The sequence below is a fragment of the Eubacterium xylanophilum ATCC 35991 genome, assembly GCF_000518685.1.
GTDB classification, from domain to species: Bacteria; Bacillota; Clostridia; order Lachnospirales; family Lachnospiraceae; genus Eubacterium_F; species Eubacterium_F xylanophilum.
This window is the reverse complement of the sequence record NZ_JAEB01000001.1, coordinates 158,706-182,072: the sequence shown is the minus strand read 5'-3', so window position 1 is coordinate 182,072 and position 23,367 is coordinate 158,706. Positions and strand designations below refer to the sequence as shown.

Here is a 23,367-nt window from a genome sequence, read left to right as displayed (position 1 = left end):
TCACTCTAGTTTATAGATTCATCTTCTCCTCATACTCCTCCACTGGCATTGGCTTAGCAAAGTAATACCCCTGTATCATATCACACCCCATCTGAGCGAGAAACTCTACCTGTTCCTTAACTTCTATTCCCTCTGCCACAGTTCTCATACTGAGATTCTTTGCTAACTTAATTGTTTCAGATACTATTATCTCGCGTCTATCATTGTCCACATCCCCCCTAAAGAATTCCGCATCAAGCTTAAGAACGTCTAGCGGAAGATCCTTTAAGGAATTCAGAGATGAATATCCCGAGCCAAAGTCATCCATAGAAACTGCGAATCCAAAACTCTTAAGTTTTTTTATGGTATTTAGAATCGCATTCTTATCATCAAAGAATGCACTTTCCGTGAGCTCAAGTTCTATAAATTCATGTGGTGCTCCCTCTGCATCTACTATATCCCTAATCTGCTCTGCCAGATCAGGCTCCATAAAGTGAGCCCTTGATACATTTACTGATACAGGAACTATAGGTAGTCCCATGTCCAACCAACGCTTTTGATCCTTTGCCACATGTCTTATCATATAGTGGTCTATCTCTGTTATAAAACCATTTTTCTCAAAAATAGGAATTATTCTTCCCGGAGAGACAAAGCCAAACTCAGGAGAAATCCATCTTATCAGAGCTTCTGCTCCTCGAAGCTCCCCTGATTTTGGTTCATATTTCGGTTGATAGAACACCTTATACTCTTCATTTTCCAATGCTTTTTGCTGATTTGCATTGACTATTTCTATCCACTTCTGCTCCTCGACAAGCTTATTATCAAATAATGCTATTCCCGACTCATCACTACCATCCAAAGTGGTTGTAGCAGTACTTGCATCGTTATACTCTTTTTCGATATCAATTAACTGCTTTCTACTGTCATTCTCAAACTTCGGATCATTTATCTGCTTTATTCCAATGTGAAAACTAAACTTGTGCTCTGTATCAACACTTTCAAGTTTTGCAGTCAAATTCTTAAGCCTCTTGGTTAACTCCTCCAAATCTTCATATCTTAATAAGATAGCAAAGTTTGAGGATGCAAAGTGACCAACAAGCTCTCTTTTGGCTGCCATACTTCGCATTATACCACTCATTTTCTGGAGAATTTCCTCGCCTTGAGCTACGGAATGACACATGCAGAAGTATCTATAGTTAATAAAATTCACATCAATTATTGCATAATTAGCTCTTCTATTTTTCTTCCGCTTTAGGATTTGTCCGCTATTTATGACAAATCCCATCCAATTATAACCTCTGGTTACTTCATCCGTGAGGAAAAGTCCCACCATCTTGTTTTTATCTATTACTCTTCTGACAATCCCTGCCACTAAAGCGACATAAATCACTATAGTTAAAAAACAAAGAATACCTGCTAGAAGCGCCAATAGGAGGATAGCCGGATAAGACAATCCAACATAAGACTTAACCAAAAATTCCCTTTTCCCTGAAGAAATCGAAATCCAAAATGGGGTTACGCGAAAAATAGCATTGGGATTCATAATGTTCTTTTCTATACTAATCTTGCCCTCTTGGAATCCCACAAAATCATCAATACTCTTTTGCAATTCAAATGTTCCGTCGCTGTCAAAACCAAGAGTTTTGTTGTCTTTATAGAGCAAAATCTCCCCCTTGTCCGTAGTATAAACCATCAACTCATGGTCCATCTCACATGTGTTATCTCCGAACGAATACTCTATATTTTTCTTATCGTCCCTGACAACATATGCCTCCACCTTGCCCTTGACAAGCTCATCTACTTTTTTAGGATTGGAATTATCAACTGCAGACCACAGTTCCACTAAGCTCTCCGCACTCGCATACTCCCTCTCAACACTTGCAAAAAGCATATATTCACTTATAAGAGCCATGCTTGCTACAGACAAAACAGCCACAACAATCGTAACCAGAATCAGTCCAACAATTGATGGCCAGATATGTTTTTTCTTAATCTTTTTAAACTTTTTTTCTCTACTATTCTTCTTCATAGACAGTCCTTTCTCAATCAAGTTTTTTCCCCTCTTGGGGCATGCCAAACCCTTCTTTTTCACATAGGCATGCCCCGTGGCTCGCTTGGGAACGGAGCAAGTCCCTCCGGGGGCATGCCAAATCCTCTTTTTTCACATAGGCATGCCCCGTAGCTCGCTTGGGAACGGAGCAAGTCCCTCTGGGGGCATGCCTAATCCTGATTTTTCATATAGGCATGCCCCGTGGCTCACTTGGGAGCGGAACAAGTCCCTCTGGGGGCATGCCAAATTCTCTTTTTTCACATAGGCATGCCCCGTGGCTCGCTTGGGAACGGAACAAGTCCCTCCGGGGGCATGCCTAATCCTGATTTTTCACATAGGCATGCCCCGTAGCTCGCTTAGGAACGGAGCAAGTCCCTCCGGGGGCATGCCAAATTCTCTTTTTTCACATAGGCATGCCCCTCACTTCTTCTCAATCAACTTTCTCCCACTCTCGGGGCATGCCAAACCCTCTTCTTAATTATCCAAATCACAAAAAACAACATCAAGTATCCAACCGACAACAAATAGCTCCAAGAAGCTCCCCAGAGCCCATGTTTTTCAGTCAAAACCCCCGATACAAAAAATGCAATTACAGATGATGTAATATATCCTATCATGATACCCTTACCCGCTCTAAAAATAGTCATAATATAATAAAGCAGGTACACAAGAGCGTTAATTCCTCCTGCAAATATGAGAAATACAAACATAATCCTATAAGCCTTTAGGTCGCACTTAACCAGCACCTCAAGAATAGGAATTCCGCAGATATAAGCTCCAGCCATGCAAACTACTGTAAATGCCACTAGAAGAAGGACCATTTTACGTATTGTCTTCCAAAAAGGCTTCATATCTCCGTTTGCATATTGTTCCGTCAGCCCTAGAAGGCTTGGACGGATGAGAAATCCTGCAAAAAGATTGATTACCGATACAGGCATGAAGAGAACCTGATAATAAGACTGGAACTCACTTGCCATCTTGGCATCCACTGCTATCCTCGATGCACTGAGAAGATAGGTCCACAAAAACATTCCCACAAACAAAGGAAAACACTCTGTCAGAATTTTTTTTATCGTAGCCCCCTCGAATTCAACACTTATCTTTCCAACACAATCAAAAACAAGAAGGTTAAATACTCCGATTCCAATCAAACCACTTACAATGGCGCCAATTACAGACCACAGTAAATCTCCGGTTAAAATTAGGATAATAAAGTATACAGCTACTGATATGACCGATCTGAAAGTCATGGATTTTCCGGCAAGATCTAGCCTTCCTCGCTTGTGGAATTCTGCCTCATATACATCTGAGTAACCATCTAGCATTCTATAAAAGCATACCAAGAAAACTATTATTGCCTTATGCATATCATAGCGCATAACAATTATATATCCTGCTACTATCACCATCATCACAATACAATTAATGATTTTTACAGCATGATACTGAGAGAATGTGAACTTGTCCTCAGCATCTGTTACTTGGTAGTTTCTCATCTCGTAATATGCAATATAGATAAACATTTGAGCCAGTGTGAGAGCAATGGCAAAGACGCCGCCCTCTCTGTCTCCTGCAAATCTAATTGTCATATACGTTAAAATAAGGGAAGTAAAGGCATATACTCCACTTCCCATCATGTTCCAGAAAAATAGTTTTTTTTCACTTGGCTCTCCGCCAATAATCAATCTCTTCAGCATTTATTATCCTTACTTTTTCTCTTTTTCTTGTAATCTTTCTATCTCATCGCGCAACAATGCCACCTCTTGGATTAACCTTGTATTCTTTTGAGATACCCTACTCACATTAGCTGTCAGGGCAAATACTGTCATGATAAGGAGCAGAATCGCCACAAGGAATATCATATTCGATGGAAGGTGAATTCCACTTATTCCTGCCAACCAGTAGAGAATTCCTGGGAAGAAATCCAGTATGAGCACCAGAACGCAGAGCGCTAGCCACCTGAGAGCATACTTTACATCTATTTTGTCCTTGGAAATCATCCTCGAAACATAGATAAGCATCAAGAGGACAAGTCCCGCAACTATCAATTGTAATCTAATTGTCATGACATCTCCTCCTCACTATCTCTTCTTAAACTTTGTAAATATAATTGCCAGTGTCACTTTTATCATATAATAAACCGAATTTATAGGAGAAATCGACGAAACTCCCTCGGTTCTCTCATTCATGATTACCGGAATCTCCATAACACTCTTGCCGGTACTTATAATCTGAACCAAACTCTCAGGCTCCGGATAATCCTTGGGATAATCCTCGGCATACATCTCCATAACATCTCGGTTAATAAGGCGCATTCCCGAAGTTGGGTCCGTAATAGTTTTTCTGGTCAAGCACTTTATAACGGTACTCAAAATCTTGATTCCCATTCTCCTCATGGCAGAGGACTGGAACCCTTCATTGGTTATAAACCTAGAGCCTATAACCATATCCACACCGTTTTCCTCCATTGCCTTAACCATGCTATCAAGATACTTGGCACTGTGCTGTCCGTCGCCGTCAAACTGGACAGCCACGTCGTAACCGTTTCGGACTCCGTAGAGATAGCCGGTCTGAACAGCTCCGCCTATTCCCAGATTTATTGGCAACTTCAAACACTTTATGTCGTTTGCCTTGCATACTTCTAAAGTATTGTCAGTCGAACAATCATTAATGACGATATAGTCAAAATCCGGTGCATTTTTTTGGATATCTGCCACCGTGGAGACGATGCTAGCAGATTCATTGTAAGCCGGAATAACAACTAACTTCTTCAATTATTTCTCTCCAATCATCTTTATATTTGACTCATCTATTTTCAATTATAACACATTACTCTGAAAATATCACAAATTATTGGATTCTTCACTCGTTCCATAGACTTTAGTCAGGAATCTCGCAATTCCCTTAGGCCAAAACTTTGAAAACATGACAAAATCCTCTTCAGTTCTTGCATTATCTCCCAAAATCTTAGATGTTTCAGAATCTTCATGAATTCGGTGATACATGAGTATTTCCTTATTGTATACAAATGCTCCACTTCTCCTAGAAAGCTTTTCCCAAGCCTCCCAATCCTCATCAGAGCGAAAACCGTGACTGAAAACACGCCGCGGACAATTTTCCTTGAACATAGTGACAGACGGACAACAAATAGGGCAACCCATAGAAAGCACTCTTCTTCTTATGAACTTGCTGTTTCTGAAGGCAAATATTCTCATAGGGATTAGCATAATTCGCTTAATCTTCAACAACTTATTGTTGTGAACCTTCTCCCCATTTCGGAGTTCACCGTAATTGGTAAAGAATATGATTGGCTTTCCAACTTCCTCCACAGACGCCATCAGTTCCTCAACATAATTGCTTGCATATATATCATCCTGATGTGCAATTGTAACACACTCACTGTCAGCGCAGGAATAAGCAAAATTCCAATCCTGAGTTATGCCCGACTCTCCCTCATTGACATACATAGGAATCTCATACTTTTGGCAGAGACCAGCTATATATTCATTTGGCGTAGAAGTGGCGAGAATCACATCTGTCTTTACAGTTTGGTCTTTTACTGATTGGATGCACTCCTCGAGATACTCACTCTCCTTATATGCACAGATTGCAAATGTGTGGGAAATCTTCCTGGCTTTTTTGTCACTCTTGCCTATTGTTCCCAAAAGTGCAAAGAGAACAGGCGTACAAACCACGATTGGATATACATATCTAAACATGGTATTTGCCGGACTTGCAATACTTGTTAGAACTAGAGTGAGAAGAGGAACGAGCACCAAGATGCTCTTCAACCTTCTATTCCTAATGACATAAACCAAGATAAATGCAAGCATCCACACGTAGAATCCTATACTTGCAAACATACCAATTCCAGGTATGCTTCCCAGTGCATATATGAGCTTGGTGGCCTCTGTATGATATGGTTCGAGGTCAGTATATGGCACCATTCCATAGGTTTTCGCCGGTGGCGTGATCTCCGTATATGTGATCCAGTTATAAGCACTTGGATAGAAGTAACCATATGCACCGTTCATAGTTGCCTGAACAAATACCGTAGGATACTTAGCGAGGTACTTGCTCCAGACACCCATAAAGTCACTCCACTCCTGTGCCGTCCTCTCCTTTTTGAAACTTGACATAACAGGATCTGCCAGCTCAGGATTGTAGCGCTTTTCAAATGCCTCAAAGTTAAAAACTTTATTGATTTTTTCAATGTCTTCTTTCTCGATTGCACCAGGTTTCTCTGTGGCAAGCCTAGCGAGCTGCTGAACCGGAATCGAGTAAGCGGCCACTGCATTTCCCGGTGATATATAAAATGCCGGATATACAACGCCAGTCACAAAATAATAGAAAATAATCGGCAAGATTAGCACCGGAACAAGTTTCTTCCAATACTGTCTCATAACGATAATAACAGGAATTGCTGTAAATATAGTCACAAACACACCATTGTTTCTCAAGAACATAACAAGGAGTGATAATACAACCAAAAATGCAAGGTTTCTCTTCTTCTCCATAAAACTCTTGGTATTTGTCAAGAATTCTACCAGACAAATAATGTACAACAACATAATAAAGGAGAAGTTCGTATCCTTAAGAGTTGTAAATGCATAGTTTGAATGTACCGGCACAAGCGCAAATATGGCTGTTATAATAATTCTTATCACGCGATTTACCTTGCGATATGCAAGATAGTAAATCATATATGACAATACAAAAACATATATAATTGTCTGGATTGCGACAAACAAGAACAAACCTGCATATGGTGAACCAAGCCCTGTTCCAATCTTCATTATAGCCACGCCTATAAGCGTCTGAAGAACAGGATTGTTATTATTCATAGTTACATTGGGATCAAGTCTTAAAGTCACTCTGATACTGTTGGTATTGTTTCCATAGAACGAATCCAACATATCAAAGAAGTCATAATTTGTAAGACCCGGAAAATATGAAATAAGATATGGCAACCATGCCAAAAGCAGTATTATCGCAACTGCAAATATGGATTTTTTATTATTGGTAAAGTATTTCCACGGATTCTCCTTCTCAGTCCTAAAGGGCAGAACATTTATAATCATCATCAGCCCACGGATTGCCGTATAGAAAAGGCACATATATCCGATTGCAGAAATGAGAGATTTCAGAACATTTCTCCCGGTTGCAAAGATGCAATCCCAGCTCGCTGTGGTCTTATAGCTGTAACCGAAAATCACAAAGAATGTGAATACCGCCGCCAGCAAAAACTCGGCGAGATATACTCTTCTGTCTTTCATTATAACTATATATATGACTGCTGCCAAAGCAAGCCATACAATTATCGACTCTATTCTGTAGCCGCTAGAAGACATCTTAACATCCCATATGAACTTGAAGAGTTTTCCGGCATTCTTAATTCCCATATCTTCAACAAGCTCTCTCTCGGTAATTACCCTTAGAGAGAGGTTAAGTGATATGCTCGCCAAAAATGCCATGATAATGCTCTGCAAAATTTTGGCTTTATTTAGGGGTTTTGAAAGGACTTTCATTTAATTCTCCTCCGTACAAATTCTAAATTATTTAATAACTGACAATGCACCAAATCCCAAAAAGCTCGCCAATCCGATGATAACTCCAGCTAAGAGTACGCCTCCCATAGCCGCGAGGATGGTTGATTTAAAGTCCATATCCAAAAGGCTTGCCGCCAATGTTCCTGTCCACGCTCCGGTTCCCGGAATAGGGATTCCGACAAATAGAAGAAGTGCCACAAAAAGCCCTCTTCCTGCCTTTGCCTTGAGCTTTTCTCCACCGCTCTTGCCCTTCTCCAGACAAAAAGTGAAAAATCTTCCAATAACCGGCTTATCTGCTCCCCACTCCAATACTTTTCTGGCAAATAGATAGATGATTGGCACAGGAACCATATTTCCCACTACTGCAATCACAAACGCCTGAACCACCGGTACTCCCATTCCTGTTCCAATTGGAATAGCTCCTCGAAGTTCGATAAGCGGTACCATCGATACCAAAAAAGTTACTAAATATCCTAGCATCATTTTCCTCCTAATTTCTAATATCTATATATGTCACCATTAATTCTATAAAACTTAACGTCAACATCCTTGTCATCATCTATATCAATCATGGCATATGTCTTCGTAAAATCCGATTGCCTTGGCCTTGAGATACTTCCCGGGTTAAGTACCGTGAGATTGTATCCCCGCTCCAAAAAAGGGACATGAGTGTGTCCATACATAACTATGTCCGCCTCTTTCTCCATGGCCCAGTACTTGAGCACATCCACGCCCCGATTCACAGAATATCTGTGACCGTGAGTGATGGCCACCTTGTGCTTACCAATTCTAAAACACAGCTCGTCAGGGGCTTGGGAACTCCAATCACAATTTCCTCTGACGATATACGTAGGCAACCCTGTCAAATTCCTAAGCAAGTCCTCGTCCCCACCTATATCACCCAAGAAAAATATTCCGCTAATCTCAGTCTGATGCTCCCTTATAATGCTAAACATCATCTCGGAGCTCCCGTGAGAATCACTAAATACAAGATATTTTCCCATATATCAACCTTTCTTAAGAACATCAACCATCTTTCGAAGAGCTATTCCTCTGTGGCTGATTTTGTTCTTATCCTCTGGCAAGAGCTCACCGGTTGTACATCCACTCTCCGGATGATAGAATATAGGATCATAGCCAAATCCATGTGTTCCTGCCGGCTCATAAGCAAGCTTGCCCTCTATAACACCTTTGGTCGTCTTCACAGTGCCATCCGGAAACGCGCATGCAATCACACAGACGAACCTAGCACCTCTCTCCTCGTCCTTTGCATCTTTACACCTCTCAAGAATCTTGGCATTCTTGATTTCATAAGGGGTATCCTCTCCCAAGTATCTGGCGGAGTATATTCCCGGTTCTCCATTTAAGTAGTCAACTTCAAATCCAGAATCATCTGCTAGGACCATTTCACCTGTTTCCTCGCAAATCGCCTTGGCCTTGATAATGGCATTTTCTTCAAAAGTCTTGCCATCCTCTACGATATCAACATCGATATCCAAATCTTTGAGAGATAAAACTTCATATCCCTCGCCGAGAATCTGCTTGATTTCATTTACCTTTCCCTGATTGTTGGTTGCAAATACCAATCTTTTCATGACTTTCACCTCTTCTTCTTGGGAGGTCTCTCTCCCATATATTGATAAAGGTATGTCTTCATCATACCATTGTAAATCTTTCTGTTCTTTGTCGCCTTTTTACCTATGCAGTTTTCTGCCCTCTCGAAACCACTGAGAAGGAAAAATGACCAGGTGGGATTCTCCCCTACAATCTGTCCGATAGAGCGATAAAGCATCTCCATCTGAGAGGCGTCTGACAACCTCTCACCATATGGCGGATTGGAAATAACAAAACCATATTTCTTCGGATTGCTAAAATTTATTACATCGCGCTGCTGGAAGTGAATCTTATCTGCAACTCCCGCCAACTCGGCATTAGCCCTAGCCATCTTAAGAACTTCAGAGTCAATGTCATATCCCTGAATATTTAACTCGACATCCTCGTTCATCTCGTCCAATGCCTCGTTTACTGCATCATACCACAACTTTTTGTCAATAATATTGGACCATTTTTCTGCCGTAAACTCTCTATTCATCCCCGGCGCCATATTCATTGCAATCATAGCCGCTTCAATGGGGATAGTCCCACTTCCGCAAAAAGGATCCACAAGTATTCGATCCTTGTTCCACGGAGATAGCAAGATGATAGCTGCCGCCAATGTCTCTGTCACTGGGGCAGGTGCTGTGAACTTCCTGTAACCTCTTTTGTGAAGAGATACTCCTGTTGTATCAAGTCCCACGGTAACTCTATCCTTTATAATACTTATTCGCACCGGATAGTCGTCTCCATCTTCGTCAAACCATGAAATCCCATATTTTCCCTTGAGACTCTCTACCATAGCTTTTTTAACAATTTTCTGAATGTCTGTTGGAGAAAAAAGTTTACTGCTGACAGACGTAGCTTTGGTTACCCAAAACTTTCCATTCTTGGGAATATACTCATCCCAATCAATTGCCTTAACAGCCTCAAACAAATCATCGAATGTATAGGCGTCAAACTCCGCTACTTTTATGAGAATTCTCTCAGTGGTTCGAAGATTGATATTAGCGCGACATATAGCCTCATCATCACCTATAAAGCACACCTTGCCATTCTCCACAGAATCAATCTCATATCCGAGATCTAATATCTCTCTTTTCAGCACAGCCTCCATACCAAAGTGGCACGGAGCAATTAATCTATAAGTTTTTTTCATCTTACTTTCCTATTCTTATAAGCATCAATTCGACCATCGCCAAGACAAACACATCCCCCTGACGACGGTCGAATATAATTTACTCATTAATTTTTTTAATTAATCAAGCCTTGCCAACTGAACCGAAGAGTTCCATCTTCTCCTTAACAGTTGCCTTGATTGCCTCTGCTCCGGGAGCGAGAAGCTTACGAGGATCAAATCCCTTGCCCTCAAGGTCTTTGCCTGCCTCAATATACTTTCTTGTAGCCTCAGCAAATGAAAGCTGACACTCTGTATTAACATTAATCTTAGATACTCCAAGACTAATAGCTTTCTTAATCATATCTTCTGGAATTCCTGTACCACCGTGAAGAACAAGTGGCATATCTCCTGTCAACTGCTGAATTGCATCCAATGTCTCAAAACTAAGACCAGCCCAGTTATCAGGATATTTTCCGTGGATATTACCGATTCCGGCAGCAAGCATAGTTACTCCAAGATCTGCAACCATCTTACACTCCTTAGGATCTGCGCATTCGCCAGCTCCAACAACGCCATCCTCTTCTCCACCGATTGAACCAACCTCGGCCTCAATTGAGATACCCTTCTCCTTACATATCCCAACTAATTCCTTAGTCTTCTCAACATTTTCCTCGATAGGATAGTGTGAACCATCAAACATAATTGATGAAAATCCAGCTTCGATACAAGCCTTAGCTCCTTCGTAGCTACCGTGATCAAGATGCAAAGCTACAGGAACTGTAATATTCAAATCCTCAATCATAGCACTTACCATCTGAGCAACTGTCTTGTATCCACACATATACTTTCCTGCTCCCTCAGATACACCGAGGATTACAGGGGATTTGAGCTCTTCAGCTGTCAAAAGAATTGACTTTGTCCACTCCAAATTGTTGATATTAAACTGACCAACTGCATACTTTCCGGCTTTCGCCTTCTTAAGCATTTCCTCTGCTGATACTAACATAGTTTTAAACCTCCATTCGTAAAATTAATTGTTTCTATCTTCCGCAGCACTGCTTGTACTTGCGTCCGCTTCCGCATGGGCATGGATCATTACGTCCAACTTTTGGTGCCTCACGCCTTACAGTCCCGGAATTCTTCTGCTCCTTGTAGAGCGCCTTGCGCTTGTCTGCATCAAGGATAGAATCCCACTGTGGCAATGTGTACAACCACTCTGCATTGCAGTCTACCATATTATAATATAGTTTTTCCAAATCTATATCTAACTTAACTACTGTATCCTTCTCCATGGTCTCAATAGGATTTGGCTCCTTGAGACTCTCATTGATTCCATCCAAAAAACCAACAATCATAGACAAAGGTACATCGTACTTAGTTGCTAATTCTTCTACTGTTCCCTCAACTATCTCCGTTGGGTTAGACAACAACTGCTCATATATCCCCTTCTCCAACTTAAAGTAGTTGCTCCAGAACTTCTCTCCTTCTTTGGAAGTCTGCATCTCCTCCGAATACGCATAATCACGCCATTCTTGTAATAACGCCATCTTCATAACCTCCTGGGTATAACATAGTGTGTTCCTCGCATAATCTCGTGAGAAACCATGATTATTTTACCACAAAAAACTCTCTAAAGCAACACAAACATATTCTCGCCTATTAAGCAGATAAATGTTCCGCCCTAGAACTCGCCCTCCAAATCGGCAAAAAATACCGGAAGCTTTTCCTTGAATATATCAAATGCTTCCCTTGCCACCTGCCTCATCTGAGGGTGAGCATGGGAGTCAACTCTCATCCTGAAGAAATGTCTCCATGAGCGAAGATCCATAGTTACTACAATCTCTGTTTTCAGAGAATTTGGCAACACTGAACGCGCTTCCTCCGGAGTTGCTCCTAGCTCAAGCAACTCAAAGTAGTGCTTCTCAGCATCTTCCATGGCCTTAGTCCATATATCGTACTTGGCCTTGTCCTTCTCATCATTCAAGTCATACTTAAATCCGGTTGCAAGATCGATAACTGTAATCTCGTTTCCAAACTTATCAACCGCATAATTGCAATATCTCGTGCTCTCTTGACTGTAACTTGCAATTCTATGTCTTACTATTTCATGAGTAACACCTCTATCACATGTAAATCTCACTGATATAGACTCATGTTCAATAACCGATTCATGCTGTCTTGTGAGAAGATTCTTTATAAACTTCTCCGCACTTCCTTCGGCAATACGTCCTTCGCTCTTATAGCAAACTCTACCTATCTTCTCAATCTTCTTTAAAATATTCTCATACGAATCCATGTCGATAATCTCGACACTAGGTTGAATAACTCTCATGGCACGTTCCTTTCATTCTATACTCTTCGCTTACACCAAACTCAGCGAATACCATCTCTAATTATACTACACTAACTCTCTTCGCGTCAATGTCAAGATTACATATGGATTCCTTGCCACATCTTGTCATATAACCGTGATATTATAATTATGCTTGTAAAAATTATAAAAATTGTCTTACAAGCAATATGCGTTTATTGTCTTACGAACGACGTGAGTAAGACCAGCGCTATGCGATTCCGATAAATTTAAAAAGGAAAAATTTTTGACACATTTTTGCCTTATAATTTAATTATAGAATCCGGACGGGGATTAGTTATCTAATCACTTAATGTATGAAAAGTATAGTATGAAAGAGGTACAATATGAATAAAAACGTTGTGTTACAGTCTATGCAACCCATAGACGCAGAGCACAGAAGACTAAATATTCTTTGCTTTACGGGGTTTGCTTTGGGATGTTTCATCGGAATATTTCTCAAGCACCCACTTTTGCTCATTCTGATCTATTCTCTTTTGGGGATGGGGATGGGATGGATTTTTAAAATCAAACTTCTTAAAAGTCGGGCGTCTCACTTGAGAGAGTATACATTCTCCTGCGACAACAAGCTGCCATATCCAAACATCATTGATTCTATTACACCATCTCTGGAGCGCATGAATATGGAAATTGTTGCTGCCAATAATAAAAGCCTGACTATAGCCCATGATGACAAATACTATAACATTGCTTACAACAAGGACGATTCATTTTCAATCAACTGCAGCACTGATAAGAGCAAGGTCGTCTCGATTATCAATCCAGATGGATTATACCAAGATCTTACAGTTGACATGGGCATTATTGCATATATAATTCAAAACGTAACAAAGCAGAGTGCATAACTGACACTCTGCTTTTTTCGGAATCGCATATCGCTGGTCTTACTCACGTCGTTCGTAAGACAATTTTTTCAAGCCGTCTACTTCATGCTATACAGCCCGGCATATATACCATTTTTCTTAATCAATTCCTCATGAGTTCCGCTCTCTTCAATTCCATTTTCAGTCAGCACAAGGATTTTCTCCGCATTCTGAATCGTAGAAAGTCTATGGGCGATGACAAATGTCGTTCTATTGAAGGCAAGCTTCTCCAGTGATTCCTTGACAATATTTTCACTCTCGTTATCCAGGGCACTTGTGGCCTCATCAAAGATCAATATCGGCGGATTCTTCAAGAATACACGGGCAATGCTGATTCTCTGCTTCTGTCCTCCGGATAACTTCACACCCCTCTGCCCTATATCAGTATGATATCCATCTGGCAAAGACATGATAAACTCATGAGCATTGGCTAGCTTCGCCGCCTCTATCACCTCTTCATCTGTCGCATCAGACCTGCCATACTTGATATTGTCAAAAATAGTCCCGGCAAAGAGATATACATCCTGTTGAACTATACCAATATTGTCTCTGAGACTCTTCAACTTGACATCTCGGATATCTAGTCCATCAATAGTTATCTTGCCCTTTGTAACCTCGTAGAATCGAGGAATCAAACTGCACAGCGTAGTCTTGCCACCACCTGATGATCCAACCAGCGCCACATAGGATCCCGCCGGCACATCCAAATCGATATGTCTCAAAACTCTGTGAGCACCATCTTTGTACTTAAATGAAACATCATCAAATACAATATGCCCCTTTACTTTCTCAAGTTTTATGGCATTTGGTGAATCCTCTATGTCAGGTTCAATCTCCAAGATTTCCACAAACCTCTCAAAACCAGAGTAACCGTTCTGAAACTGCTCCGTAAAGTCAATCAATGTCTTGATAGGATCTGTGAAAATATTGATATACAGCAAAAAGGCCATAAAATCGGGAACGCTTACCAGCCTCTTTGCCATCATAATACCGCCAAATACAATTACCATAACATTGATCATCATCGTAAATGCAGTCAGACCCGACTGGTAAAATCCCATGTATTTATAACTGTCTTTCTTCGCATCCAGAAAACCATCATTGCCTTTTCTGAATTTCTTGTTCTCTATTTTCTCGTTGGCAAAAGACTTTACAACCCTTATTCCCGACAAGTTGTCCTCTATCTGCGTGTTGATCTCAGCAATCTTCACCCTGTTTCTCTTAAAAGCTCTCTTCATCTTCTTATTCAGGAAGAAAGCATATGCAAACATAATCGGAACCAGCACAAAAGCAGCCAATGTAAGTCGCCAGCTAATATTTGCAAGTATGACAAATGCTCCGACTATTTTCACAACCGATATGGCTATATTCTCCGGTCCATGGTGCAAAAGCTCCGTTATATCGAACAAATCGCTGGTTATCCTGCTCATCAATTGTCCTATTTTTTGGTCGTCAAAAAACGAGAAGGATAACTTTTGGTAGTGCGCAAATATCTCCGCACGCATATCATACTCGATTTTTGCCCCCATCACATGGCCATAATTGGTAATATAGAAGTTTGAAAAAAACTGAATCAGCACCAACACAATCAGCACCATCCCAATAATTATCAACTTATCTATAATATACTCCCTGTCCATCTTAACCAACGTGGCAGTGATATATCGCACAGTAAGTGGTATGATAAGAGCAACTATCGAAGCCATAAAGGCGAAAAACATATCAATAAAAAATGTTCCGAGATATGGCTTATAGTACCCAACCATTCTTTTCAGATTATTTTTCATTCTCTAACACCTTCATCTAACTTCAATTTATAGATATTTTTTCAAAATCTCTACTTTGTCTGTCTTCTCCCATGGCAAATCAATATCTGTTCTGCCGAAGTGTCCGTATGCAGCTGTCTGCTTATAAATTGGACGACGCAAATCAAGCATCTGGATAATTCCCGCCGGTCTCAAGTCAAAGTTTTCATTGACAATATCCACGAGTTCGCTCTCAGGCAAACGACCGGTTCCAAATGTATCCACGCGAACTGATGTAGGTGATGCCACACCAATTGCATATGAAAGCTGAATCTCTGCTCTGTCACAAAGCCCTGCGGCAACAAGATTCTTGGCAACGTAACGAGCTGCATATGCCGCTGAACGGTCTACCTTTGTGCAGTCTTTTCCGGAAAATGCTCCGCCACCGTGACGAGCCCATCCACCGTAAGTATCGACAATTATCTTTCTTCCTGTCAAACCGCTGTCTCCGTTAGGTCCACCGATAACAAATCTTCCTGTCGGATTGATGTAAATCTTAGTCTTGTCATCAAGAAGCTCTGCAGGAAGGATTGGATCGATAACATGCTTCTTGATGTCAGCCTTAACCTGATCCCAAGTCACATCCTCACTGTGCTGTGATGATACTACTACTGCATCAATTCTTACAGGCTTGTCATCATCATCGTACTCAACAGTAACCTGTGTCTTTCCATCTGGGCGAAGGTACTTCAAAGTACCATTTTTTCTAACCTCTGTCAATCTCCTTGTCAACTTGTGGGCAAGTGAGATAGGATATGGCATGAACTCCTCTGTCTCGTTAGTAGCATAACCAAACATCATTCCCTGATCTCCCGCTCCGATAGCTTCAATCTCAGAATCTGTGAGCTCGGTAGCACCTTCCTTGGCTTCAAGGGCCTTGTCTACACCCATAGCTATATCCGCTGATTGATCATCAAGGGCAACAATAACACCACAAGTATTGGCATCAAATCCCTTAATTGACTGATTATATCCTATTTCATTGATAGTATCTCTGACTACTTTCTGGATATCAACATATCCCTCTGTAGTAATCTCTCCCATTACGAGCACAAGACCTGTAGTAATTGCTGTCTCACAGGCAACCCTACTCATCGGATCTTGCTCTAACAAAGCATCCAATACTGCATCTGAAATCTGATCGCAGATTTTGTCCGGATGTCCCTCAGTAACTGACTCTGAAGTAAAAAGTCTCTTTCCCATTTTATCTTCCTCCATATCTATATCTTTATCTTTTAAAGGATTATTTTTATGTAGCAATGAACATTATACTATAAGATTGTAGAATTGGCAAATCTTATTTCAACTCCCTCCAGCAAAAATATTTGAGGGATTTGTTTCTTTGCCCTTGACAAAACACCCCTGTATCTAATAAAATTGTATTGTTGATATTTTTTAAGCTTCCGTAGTTAAATGGATATAACAAGCCCCTCCTAAGGGCTAGTTGAGGGTTCGATTCCCCCCGGGAGTACGATAACTATAAAGACTCCCCCAAATATGATTTTAACTCATATTTGGGGAAGTCTTTATCTTTTTCTTATCACTAAGTATTATAAACTTCTATAGAAACACTTGAATTTCTTGTATCCCTTCATAACCACAACTCCATGCATGGATGATGCACAGTGACACCAAATCTCCTTGCCTCCGGAAGTCTTACCACAGTATACTCCAACGTGATTGATTTTGTCGACCATTTTACAAGATTTTCTGAGTTTCTTCAAACCTTTGATCTCAGCTTTGTTAAGCTTAATCTCACGTTTGTAAAGTTCCTTGTTGGCTTCAATCTCTTCTTTCTCCTTGCAAGCTTCATTATATGCCTCGATGTCTTCTCCAAACTCTGCCGATACCTCTTCTACTTCCTTGTTGTCATCGATATAATCTAGGAGCTTTGCGTTTCTCTTCTCAAGCTTCTTGATTTTCTTCTTAAGCTTAGCTTTTCTCTTCTTGCAAAACGCCTCTGCTGCATAGTCGTCATAAAACTTTTTCTTGCATTTTTTGCACTCATCATTCAAGTACTTAACCACATATGAAGATCCCTCTGAGTATATCGTTCCCAAATCTCCAATCTCAAGCTCTGAGCGATTAATCCTCTTAAAGCTTGATGTTATGCTGTATGTCGAATAGAACCTGGAATCCTTCTTGCCCAAAGTATTCCAGAAAATAAACATCATAAATCCAGAACAATCTAATGCCTTAGGAGCATCGTCTCCACTGTACTTATGAGATGGCTTTCCGCCCCATAAATACTTGATCTTTCCCTTAAATGACTTCGCATACTCAACAACTGCCAACTTCTTTTTTTCTCTTTTGGACAGGTTCTTAGTCTTACTTGAACCCTTTTCAGATTTCTTAGACATCTTAATCAAGTCATTAATCGACGGCGTAATCGTAGTCCTCTTAGCTTTCTTGCTACCTCCTGACTGCTCAGCGCCTCCGTTGCCCACTAAACTTATAGCCTCTGATCGAGTCGGCAACACCATCGGCACCGCACTGGTAAAAGCCAAAACCATACACAATACTACCAATAATACTCTACTATTTTTTCTCATTCCATCCTCACCTATTTCTTTTCTATTTTTTATAAAATGGATTATACTCCGTAAATGTGTTAAAATTATGAAAGCAGTATATGCAAATTTTCATTCACATATACTGCCAATATTTTTAGTTAAGCAGACCACACACCTTCTGCCTCAACACGCTCCCAATCAACTTCTAGGAAGGTAATCATTCTAAACTCTTCCTTCGAAATCTTCTTGCCTTTGCTGTTAGTCTTCTTAGACTTTCCGCCATTCTTAGAATTATCGGATTTCTTGCCCTTCTTGTCTCTAGGGTCATCCTTTGACTTCTTCTTAACGAGAATGGTCTCTTCCTTCTCATTAACATATTTTTGTCTAATCAAATTATCAAGAGCATTCTTAATCTTTTCTTGTGGTACATCATTGTACTGAGCAACACTCTGCACAGTTTTCCAATATGTCGCTTTAGACTTTGGCTTTGACTTCAGTCTATACAAGCTCTTAAAAATCAAATCATTGTAATGATCTTTTTCCTGAGATTGCCTAGGCATCTCAACATAACTAGTAGCAATATCTTTTAATCTATTGCTAAACGCAAACTTTACAGCGTATATAATTACCTTTTTGCCTATTTCCTTCAGATACTCTGCAACTTTTACAAAATGAGCATCCCCGGTAAAAATAATAAAAACTTCCGGACTCTTCTTCTTTGCTGCATATCTATATATCTGATCAAGAATAATAACATCTGTAAAATCCTTGTCTACACCATGCTTCTCACTTGCTGTGTGAATGACATTAGACTTGATTGTCTTAATTCGGTCCATATCTCGTTCCAGATTTGGCTCGGAAAAATCACCAAAAATAAATAAATCCTTTAGATTGAACTCTTCTTCTAACTCTTTCTTCCAGTCAGAAAGATTAGGTCTCATTTGAAATTTGTTATTGTATCCATAAAACCAATGTTCATAATCGACGAAGGCAACAGCACTGCGTTTCTTCGTTCCAAAAAGCATTCCATATCCTCCTTTCTTCAAAATTTTATATATATGTGCAACTAGCACTAAAGTTTAATATACCACACTTCGTGGAGATTGTCAAAGTTTGGGGGAGTTAACTTTTGGGGCGGGGGGTTCCCTCCAATCCCCAAAATACCAAATGCGGCTAGACTTCGCATATTACGAAATCTGCCGCACTACCCATATTATTCTAACTATTTTATTGCTTCACCCTATCGCCTTAAGTTCGCAAATTATTTTCTGCCTTCTGCAAGTCCTATTCTAACCAAAGATTTTCTCAGTGCCAACTCTGCACGAACCATGTTAACACTTCCATCTCCACCGCTGATTCGGCGTTCTGCCCTCTTCTTGGCTTCTAGGGCTCGATTCATATCTATTTCCTCTGGCCATTCACAAGATTGAGCAAGAATAGTGACCTTGTCAGGGAGAACTTCCATAAACCCTTCGAGAACGGCAGCATACTTGAGTCCGTCCTCACCTGAGGATTCTGTAATTGTCAACACACCCGGCGCTACAACGGTAGTGAGCGGAATATGTCCCGCATAGATACCTATGTCGCCTTCTGTGGTCGTCAATTCAACCATCTCAACATCCCCTGTATAGAAAACTCTTTCAGGCGATATTATATCCAGTTGAAATTTTTTAATATCTGCCATAATCTACACCTTTACTTTCTTGCTACAACATCATCGATTGAACCTGCATTAAGGAAGTAACTCTCAGGGATGTCATCATGCTTACCGTCCAAGATTTCCTGGAAGCCACGGATAGTCTCAGCGATTGGCACGTACTTTCCGCTCAAGCCGGTAAACTGCTCGGCAACGAAGAATGGCTGTGACAAGAAACGTTGAACTTTTCTTGCACGGTTAACGAGCATCTTCTCATCCTCTGACAATTCGTCCATACCGAGGATTGCGATGATATCCTGAAGTTCTTTGTAGCGCTGCAAGATTTCCTGAACGCCACGGGCAACTTTATAGTGCTCCTCTCCTACGATTCTAGGATCGAGGATTCGAGATGTTGATCCAAGTGGGTCAACGGCAGGATAGATTCCAAGCTCTACGATTGAACGGTCCAATACTGTTGTGGCATCCAAGTGAGCAAATGTCGTCGCCGGTGCCGGGTCAGTAAGGTCGTCTGCAGGCACGTAAACAGCCTGAACAGAAGTGATAGAACCGTCTTTTGTAGATGTGATTCTCTCCTGAAGAGCACCCATCTCTGTCTGGAGTGTTGGCTGGTAACCAACGGCACTAGGTACACGTCCTAGGAGGGCCGAAACCTCAGATCCGGCCTGTGTGAAACGGAAGATATTGTCGATGAAAAGGAGCACGTCCTTTCCTGCTTTATCTCGAAAATATTCCGCCATAGTAAGTCCTGTAAGACCCACACGCATTCTCGCTCCAGGTGGCTCGTTCATCTGACCAAATACCATGGTCGTTTTATCGATAACGCCTGATTCCTTCATTTCATAGTAGAGGTCATTACCCTCTCTTGTACGCTCACCAACTCCGGTAAATACTGAGTATCCACCGTGCTCTGTTGCGATGTTTGTGATGAGCTCCTGGATAAGAACTGTCTTTCCTACTCCGGCACCACCGAAAAGTCCGATTTTTCCACCTTTCTGGTATGGGCAAAGTAGGTCAACTACCTTGATTCCAGTCTCGAGGATTTCAGCCTGTGTTGACTGTTCCTCGAATTTAGGCGCCTTTCTGTGGATAGGATGGTATTCCTTAACCTTTGGCGCTTCTTTTTCATCTATTGGTTCTCCAAGAACGTTAAACATTCTTCCCAGAGTCTCCTCACCAACCGGAACGCTGATAGGAGCACCTGTCGCCTCAGCTTTCATGCCACGAACAAGTCCATCAGTAGGACCCATGGCGATACAACGAACTGTATTGTCGCCAAGGTGCTGTGCAACTTCGACAACTAGCTTGTTGCCGTTGTTGTCAATGCGTATGGCATCATTAATCTCTGGAAGATTTCCATTGTCAAATCTTATATCAAGAACCGCACCAATAATCTGGGTGATTACTCCAAAATTATTATTCTTTTCTGCCATTGTGATTCTTTCTCTCCTTTCGGATTATTCTATTCTATCGCCGATGCACCGGCAACAATCTCTGTCAATTCCTGAGTGATTGCCGACTGTCTTGCACGGTTATATTGCAAGCCCAGTTTGTCAATCATTTCCTCTGCATTGGTCGTTGCAGAGTCCATGGCTTGCATACGCGCACCATTTTCACTGGCAACCGCCTCTACTAGTGCACCGAATATCAAGCTGTTGATGTACATAGGTATTATAATTCCCAGAGTCTCGGTTTCCTCAGGCTCATAATTCATGATGAGATTATCTGCCGCGCTTTCACCGTCGCTGACCATTTTATCCATATCCTCTTGAGAAAATGGCAGCAATTTGATGAGAGTTGGGATGTGGACAACCGTATTCTTAAATACCGTATATGCCAAGTAAATCTCATCGATTTCCCCTTGCTCAAAATCGGAGATGACTGTCTTTCCGATTGAGATGGCGTCGCCGAACATAGGGCTGTTCATTACTTCAGAATAATCTCCAACGCAAGTATAGCCTTGTCTCTTCACAGCATCCATTCCCTTGGTTCCCACGGGATAGATAATCGTATCCTCCGGACTGAAGTCGCCTTTGGTCACAAGTTTTACGATGTTGGAATTGTATCCTCCTGCGAGACCGCGATTTGAGCTTATGAGGATTACGCCCTTCTTTTTGTTAGGTTTATCCGCGCGGTCTGTAATCAACGGATGGTCGATATTTTGGGACTTTGCTAACATATTGGAAACAGTTTCATACATTTTATCAAAGTATGGTTTTGTCTCCTGAGCTCGTCCCTTGGCATGTTGCAACTTTACCGTCGATACAAGTTTCATCGCCTTGGTAATCTGTGAAGTACTCTGTATACTGGACCTACGTCTTTTTATATCTCTCATTGAGGCCATATACTATACCTCCATTATTCACTTAAAAACTGTTTCTTGTATTCTTCAATTGCCTTAATCAACTTCTCTTCGGTATCCTCTGTAATCTCCTTGGATTCGCGGATTGAAGCAGGAATCTCTGAATACTTAGTGTCAATGAATTCAAACAATCCTTTTTCGAAGTTAAGAACCTCTTCTACCGGAATATCAAGCAAGTATTTCTTGGTTGCCGCATAGATGATGATTACCTGATTCCATACAGGCATTGGCTGATACTGTCCCTGCTTGAGAATCTCACGAATTCTCTCACCTTGCTCAAGTTTCTCCTTGGTATCTGCATCCAAGTCAGAACCAAACTGAGCAAAGGCAGCCAACTCACGGAACTGCGCCAACTCGATACGAATCGGTCCGGCAATCTTCTTCATTGCCTTGATCTGAGCCGAACCACCAACTCGAGATACACTGAGTCCGGCATTGATAGCAGGTCTGAAACCTGCATTGAACATTTCTGTCTCAAGATAAATCTGACCGTCTGTGATAGAGATAACATTAGTTGGGATGTATGCTGATACGTCTCCAGCCTGAGTCTCTATGATTGGAAGCGCTGTAAGTGATCCACCTCCCAATTTGTCAGACAATCTAGCCGCGCGCTCAAGAAGTCTTGAGTGCAAGTAGAATACATCTCCAGGGTATGCCTCACGTCCCGGTGGACGACGAAGAAGCAATGAAAGTGTACGATAAGCGGCAGCATGTTTACTCAAGTCATCATATATAACAAGTACATCCTTACCTGCTTCCATCCATTCTTCTCCGATGGCGCATCCCGCATATGGAGCGATATACTGAAGTGGAGCAAGCTCACTGGCTGTCGCAGCTACAACTGTTGTATAGTCGAGCGCTCCATTGTCTTCCAATGTTTTAACAATATTTGCAACTGTAGAAGCTTTTTGTCCAATTGCAACATAGATACAGAGAACATCCTGATCCTTTTGATTCAAGATTGTATCGATTGCAATAGCCGTCTTACCGGTCTGTCTATCTCCGATGATGAGCTCACGCTGACCTCTTCCGATAGGCACCATGGAATCGATAGCTTTGATACCGGTTTGGAGTGGAGTATCTACTGATTTTCTGGAAATAACTCCGCTTGCAACTCGCTCGATTGGACGAATCTTGTCAGTCTTGATTGGTCCCTTGCCGTCAATAGGCTGACCCAAGGCATTGACTACACGTCCGAGCATTGCATCTCCTACCGGAACTGTTGCCACTCTACCGGTTGTCTTTACAGAATCTCCCTCATTGATATTCGAATGATCTCCAAGGAGAACGACACCTACGTTATCCTCCTCTAGGTTGAGGACCATTCCATATACTTCATTAGGGAATTCCAAGAGTTCTCCCTGCATAGCCTTCTCCAGACCATGCACACGAGCAATACCGTCTGCAACTTGAATTACAGTTCCAACTTCTGCCACGCTGAACTCTTTGCTGTATTTCAAAATCTCTTCTTTTATAACTGAACTGATTTCTTCAGGTCTCAAATTCAT

Annotated in this window: 21 protein-coding genes and 1 tRNA gene; 2 read left to right on the top strand and 20 right to left on the bottom strand. The window is 41.3% G+C overall.

The window, feature by feature from the left end; genetic code table 11:
• Positions 1-10 precede the first annotated feature (10 nt).
• The 12 genes from L877_RS0100810 to thyX all read right to left on the bottom strand — a co-directional run bounded on the left by L877_RS0100810 (position 11) and on the right by thyX (position 12,623).
• Entirely contained in the window at positions 11-2,071 is a 2,061-nt protein-coding gene (locus L877_RS0100810; protein ID WP_026834475.1) for a GGDEF domain-containing phosphodiesterase, read from the bottom strand.
• 392 nt (positions 2,072-2,463) lie between these two features.
• A complete protein-coding gene (locus L877_RS0100805; RefSeq protein ID WP_026834474.1) occupies positions 2,464-3,726 on the bottom strand; it encodes a lipopolysaccharide biosynthesis protein in 1,263 nt (420 codons plus the stop codon).
• A 9-nt stretch (positions 3,727-3,735) separates the two neighbouring features.
• Positions 3,736-4,095, bottom strand: coding sequence for a DUF2304 domain-containing protein (locus tag L877_RS0100800; RefSeq protein ID WP_026834473.1), 360 nt, complete (start codon positions 4,093-4,095; stop codon positions 3,736-3,738).
• A gap of 15 nt (positions 4,096-4,110) precedes the next feature.
• Positions 4,111-4,803, bottom strand: a complete 693-nt coding sequence (locus tag L877_RS0100795) for a glycosyltransferase family 2 protein (protein WP_026834472.1) — start codon at positions 4,801-4,803, stop codon at positions 4,111-4,113.
• A 69-nt stretch (positions 4,804-4,872) separates the two neighbouring features.
• Positions 4,873-7,557, bottom strand: a complete 2,685-nt coding sequence (locus L877_RS14515) for a DUF6020 family protein (RefSeq protein ID WP_341349113.1) — start codon at positions 7,555-7,557, stop codon at positions 4,873-4,875.
• A 27-nt stretch (positions 7,558-7,584) separates the two neighbouring features.
• On the bottom strand, positions 7,585-8,061 hold the full coding sequence (locus L877_RS0100785; protein ID WP_034784730.1) for a COG2426 family protein: 477 nt from the start codon (positions 8,059-8,061) through the stop codon (positions 7,585-7,587).
• Between the two features lie 14 nt (positions 8,062-8,075).
• Positions 8,076-8,582 carry a YfcE family phosphodiesterase gene (locus tag L877_RS11615; RefSeq protein ID WP_051437590.1) on the bottom strand — a complete coding sequence of 169 codons (507 nt, stop codon included), beginning with the start codon at positions 8,580-8,582 and terminating at the stop codon, positions 8,076-8,078.
• A gap of 3 nt (positions 8,583-8,585) precedes the next feature.
• Positions 8,586-9,173 (bottom strand): XTP/dITP diphosphatase, encoded by a 588-nt coding sequence (locus tag L877_RS0100775; RefSeq protein ID WP_026834469.1) that lies wholly within the window; start codon positions 9,171-9,173, stop codon positions 8,586-8,588.
• A gap of 5 nt (positions 9,174-9,178) precedes the next feature.
• Positions 9,179-10,330 carry a THUMP domain-containing class I SAM-dependent RNA methyltransferase gene (locus tag L877_RS0100770; RefSeq protein WP_026834468.1) on the bottom strand — a complete coding sequence of 384 codons (1,152 nt, stop codon included), beginning with the start codon at positions 10,328-10,330 and terminating at the stop codon, positions 9,179-9,181.
• Positions 10,331-10,433: 103 nt separating this feature from the next.
• Positions 10,434-11,297 (bottom strand): class II fructose-1,6-bisphosphate aldolase, encoded by an 864-nt coding sequence (gene fba, locus L877_RS0100765; protein WP_026834467.1) that lies wholly within the window; start codon positions 11,295-11,297, stop codon positions 10,434-10,436.
• A gap of 34 nt (positions 11,298-11,331) precedes the next feature.
• On the bottom strand, positions 11,332-11,838 hold the full coding sequence (locus L877_RS0100760; RefSeq protein ID WP_026834466.1) for an SEC-C metal-binding domain-containing protein: 507 nt from the start codon (positions 11,836-11,838) through the stop codon (positions 11,332-11,334).
• 134 nt (positions 11,839-11,972) lie between these two features.
• The gene (gene thyX, locus L877_RS0100755) at positions 11,973-12,623 is read right to left on the bottom strand and encodes an FAD-dependent thymidylate synthase (RefSeq protein WP_026834465.1); all 651 of its coding nucleotides are present in this window, start codon (positions 12,621-12,623) and stop codon (positions 11,973-11,975) included.
• A 365-nt stretch (positions 12,624-12,988) separates the two neighbouring features.
• Between thyX and L877_RS0100750 the strand changes: the two genes are divergently transcribed.
• Positions 12,989-13,507, top strand: a complete 519-nt coding sequence (locus L877_RS0100750) for a hypothetical protein (protein WP_026834464.1) — start codon at positions 12,989-12,991, stop codon at positions 13,505-13,507.
• 77 nt (positions 13,508-13,584) lie between these two features.
• Here the strand turns inward: L877_RS0100750 and L877_RS0100745 are convergent, their stop codons facing one another.
• Entirely contained in the window at positions 13,585-15,312 is a 1,728-nt protein-coding gene (locus L877_RS0100745) for an ABC transporter ATP-binding protein (RefSeq protein ID WP_026834463.1), read from the bottom strand.
• A gap of 27 nt (positions 15,313-15,339) precedes the next feature.
• A complete protein-coding gene (metK, locus tag L877_RS0100740) occupies positions 15,340-16,533 on the bottom strand; it encodes a methionine adenosyltransferase (RefSeq protein WP_026834462.1) in 1,194 nt (397 codons plus the stop codon).
• Positions 16,534-16,729: 196 nt separating this feature from the next.
• On the opposite strand from metK, the gene L877_RS0100735 reads away from it, so the two are divergent.
• Positions 16,730-16,801, top strand: a tRNA-Arg gene (locus tag L877_RS0100735).
• A gap of 79 nt (positions 16,802-16,880) precedes the next feature.
• Here L877_RS0100735 and L877_RS0100730 read toward each other — a convergent pair.
• The 6 genes from L877_RS0100730 to atpA form a co-directional block, all read right to left on the bottom strand.
• Positions 16,881-17,882, bottom strand: a complete 1,002-nt coding sequence (locus L877_RS0100730) for an NlpC/P60 family protein (RefSeq protein WP_026834461.1) — start codon at positions 17,880-17,882, stop codon at positions 16,881-16,883.
• Positions 17,883-18,001: 119 nt separating this feature from the next.
• Positions 18,002-18,868: an NYN domain-containing protein gene (locus tag L877_RS0100725; RefSeq protein WP_034784729.1), complete on the bottom strand. Its 867-nt coding sequence runs from the start codon at positions 18,866-18,868 to the stop codon at positions 18,002-18,004.
• Between the two features lie 236 nt (positions 18,869-19,104).
• A complete protein-coding gene (atpC, locus tag L877_RS0100720; RefSeq protein WP_026834459.1) occupies positions 19,105-19,527 on the bottom strand; it encodes an ATP synthase F1 subunit epsilon in 423 nt (140 codons plus the stop codon).
• An 11-nt stretch (positions 19,528-19,538) separates the two neighbouring features.
• Positions 19,539-20,930, bottom strand: a complete 1,392-nt coding sequence (gene atpD / locus L877_RS0100715) for a F0F1 ATP synthase subunit beta (protein WP_026834458.1) — start codon at positions 20,928-20,930, stop codon at positions 19,539-19,541.
• Between the two features lie 29 nt (positions 20,931-20,959).
• The gene (atpG, locus tag L877_RS0100710; RefSeq protein WP_026834457.1) at positions 20,960-21,841 is read right to left on the bottom strand and encodes an ATP synthase F1 subunit gamma; all 882 of its coding nucleotides are present in this window, start codon (positions 21,839-21,841) and stop codon (positions 20,960-20,962) included.
• A 14-nt stretch (positions 21,842-21,855) separates the two neighbouring features.
• Positions 21,856-23,367, bottom strand: a complete 1,512-nt coding sequence (atpA, locus tag L877_RS0100705) for a F0F1 ATP synthase subunit alpha (RefSeq protein ID WP_026834456.1) — start codon at positions 23,365-23,367, stop codon at positions 21,856-21,858.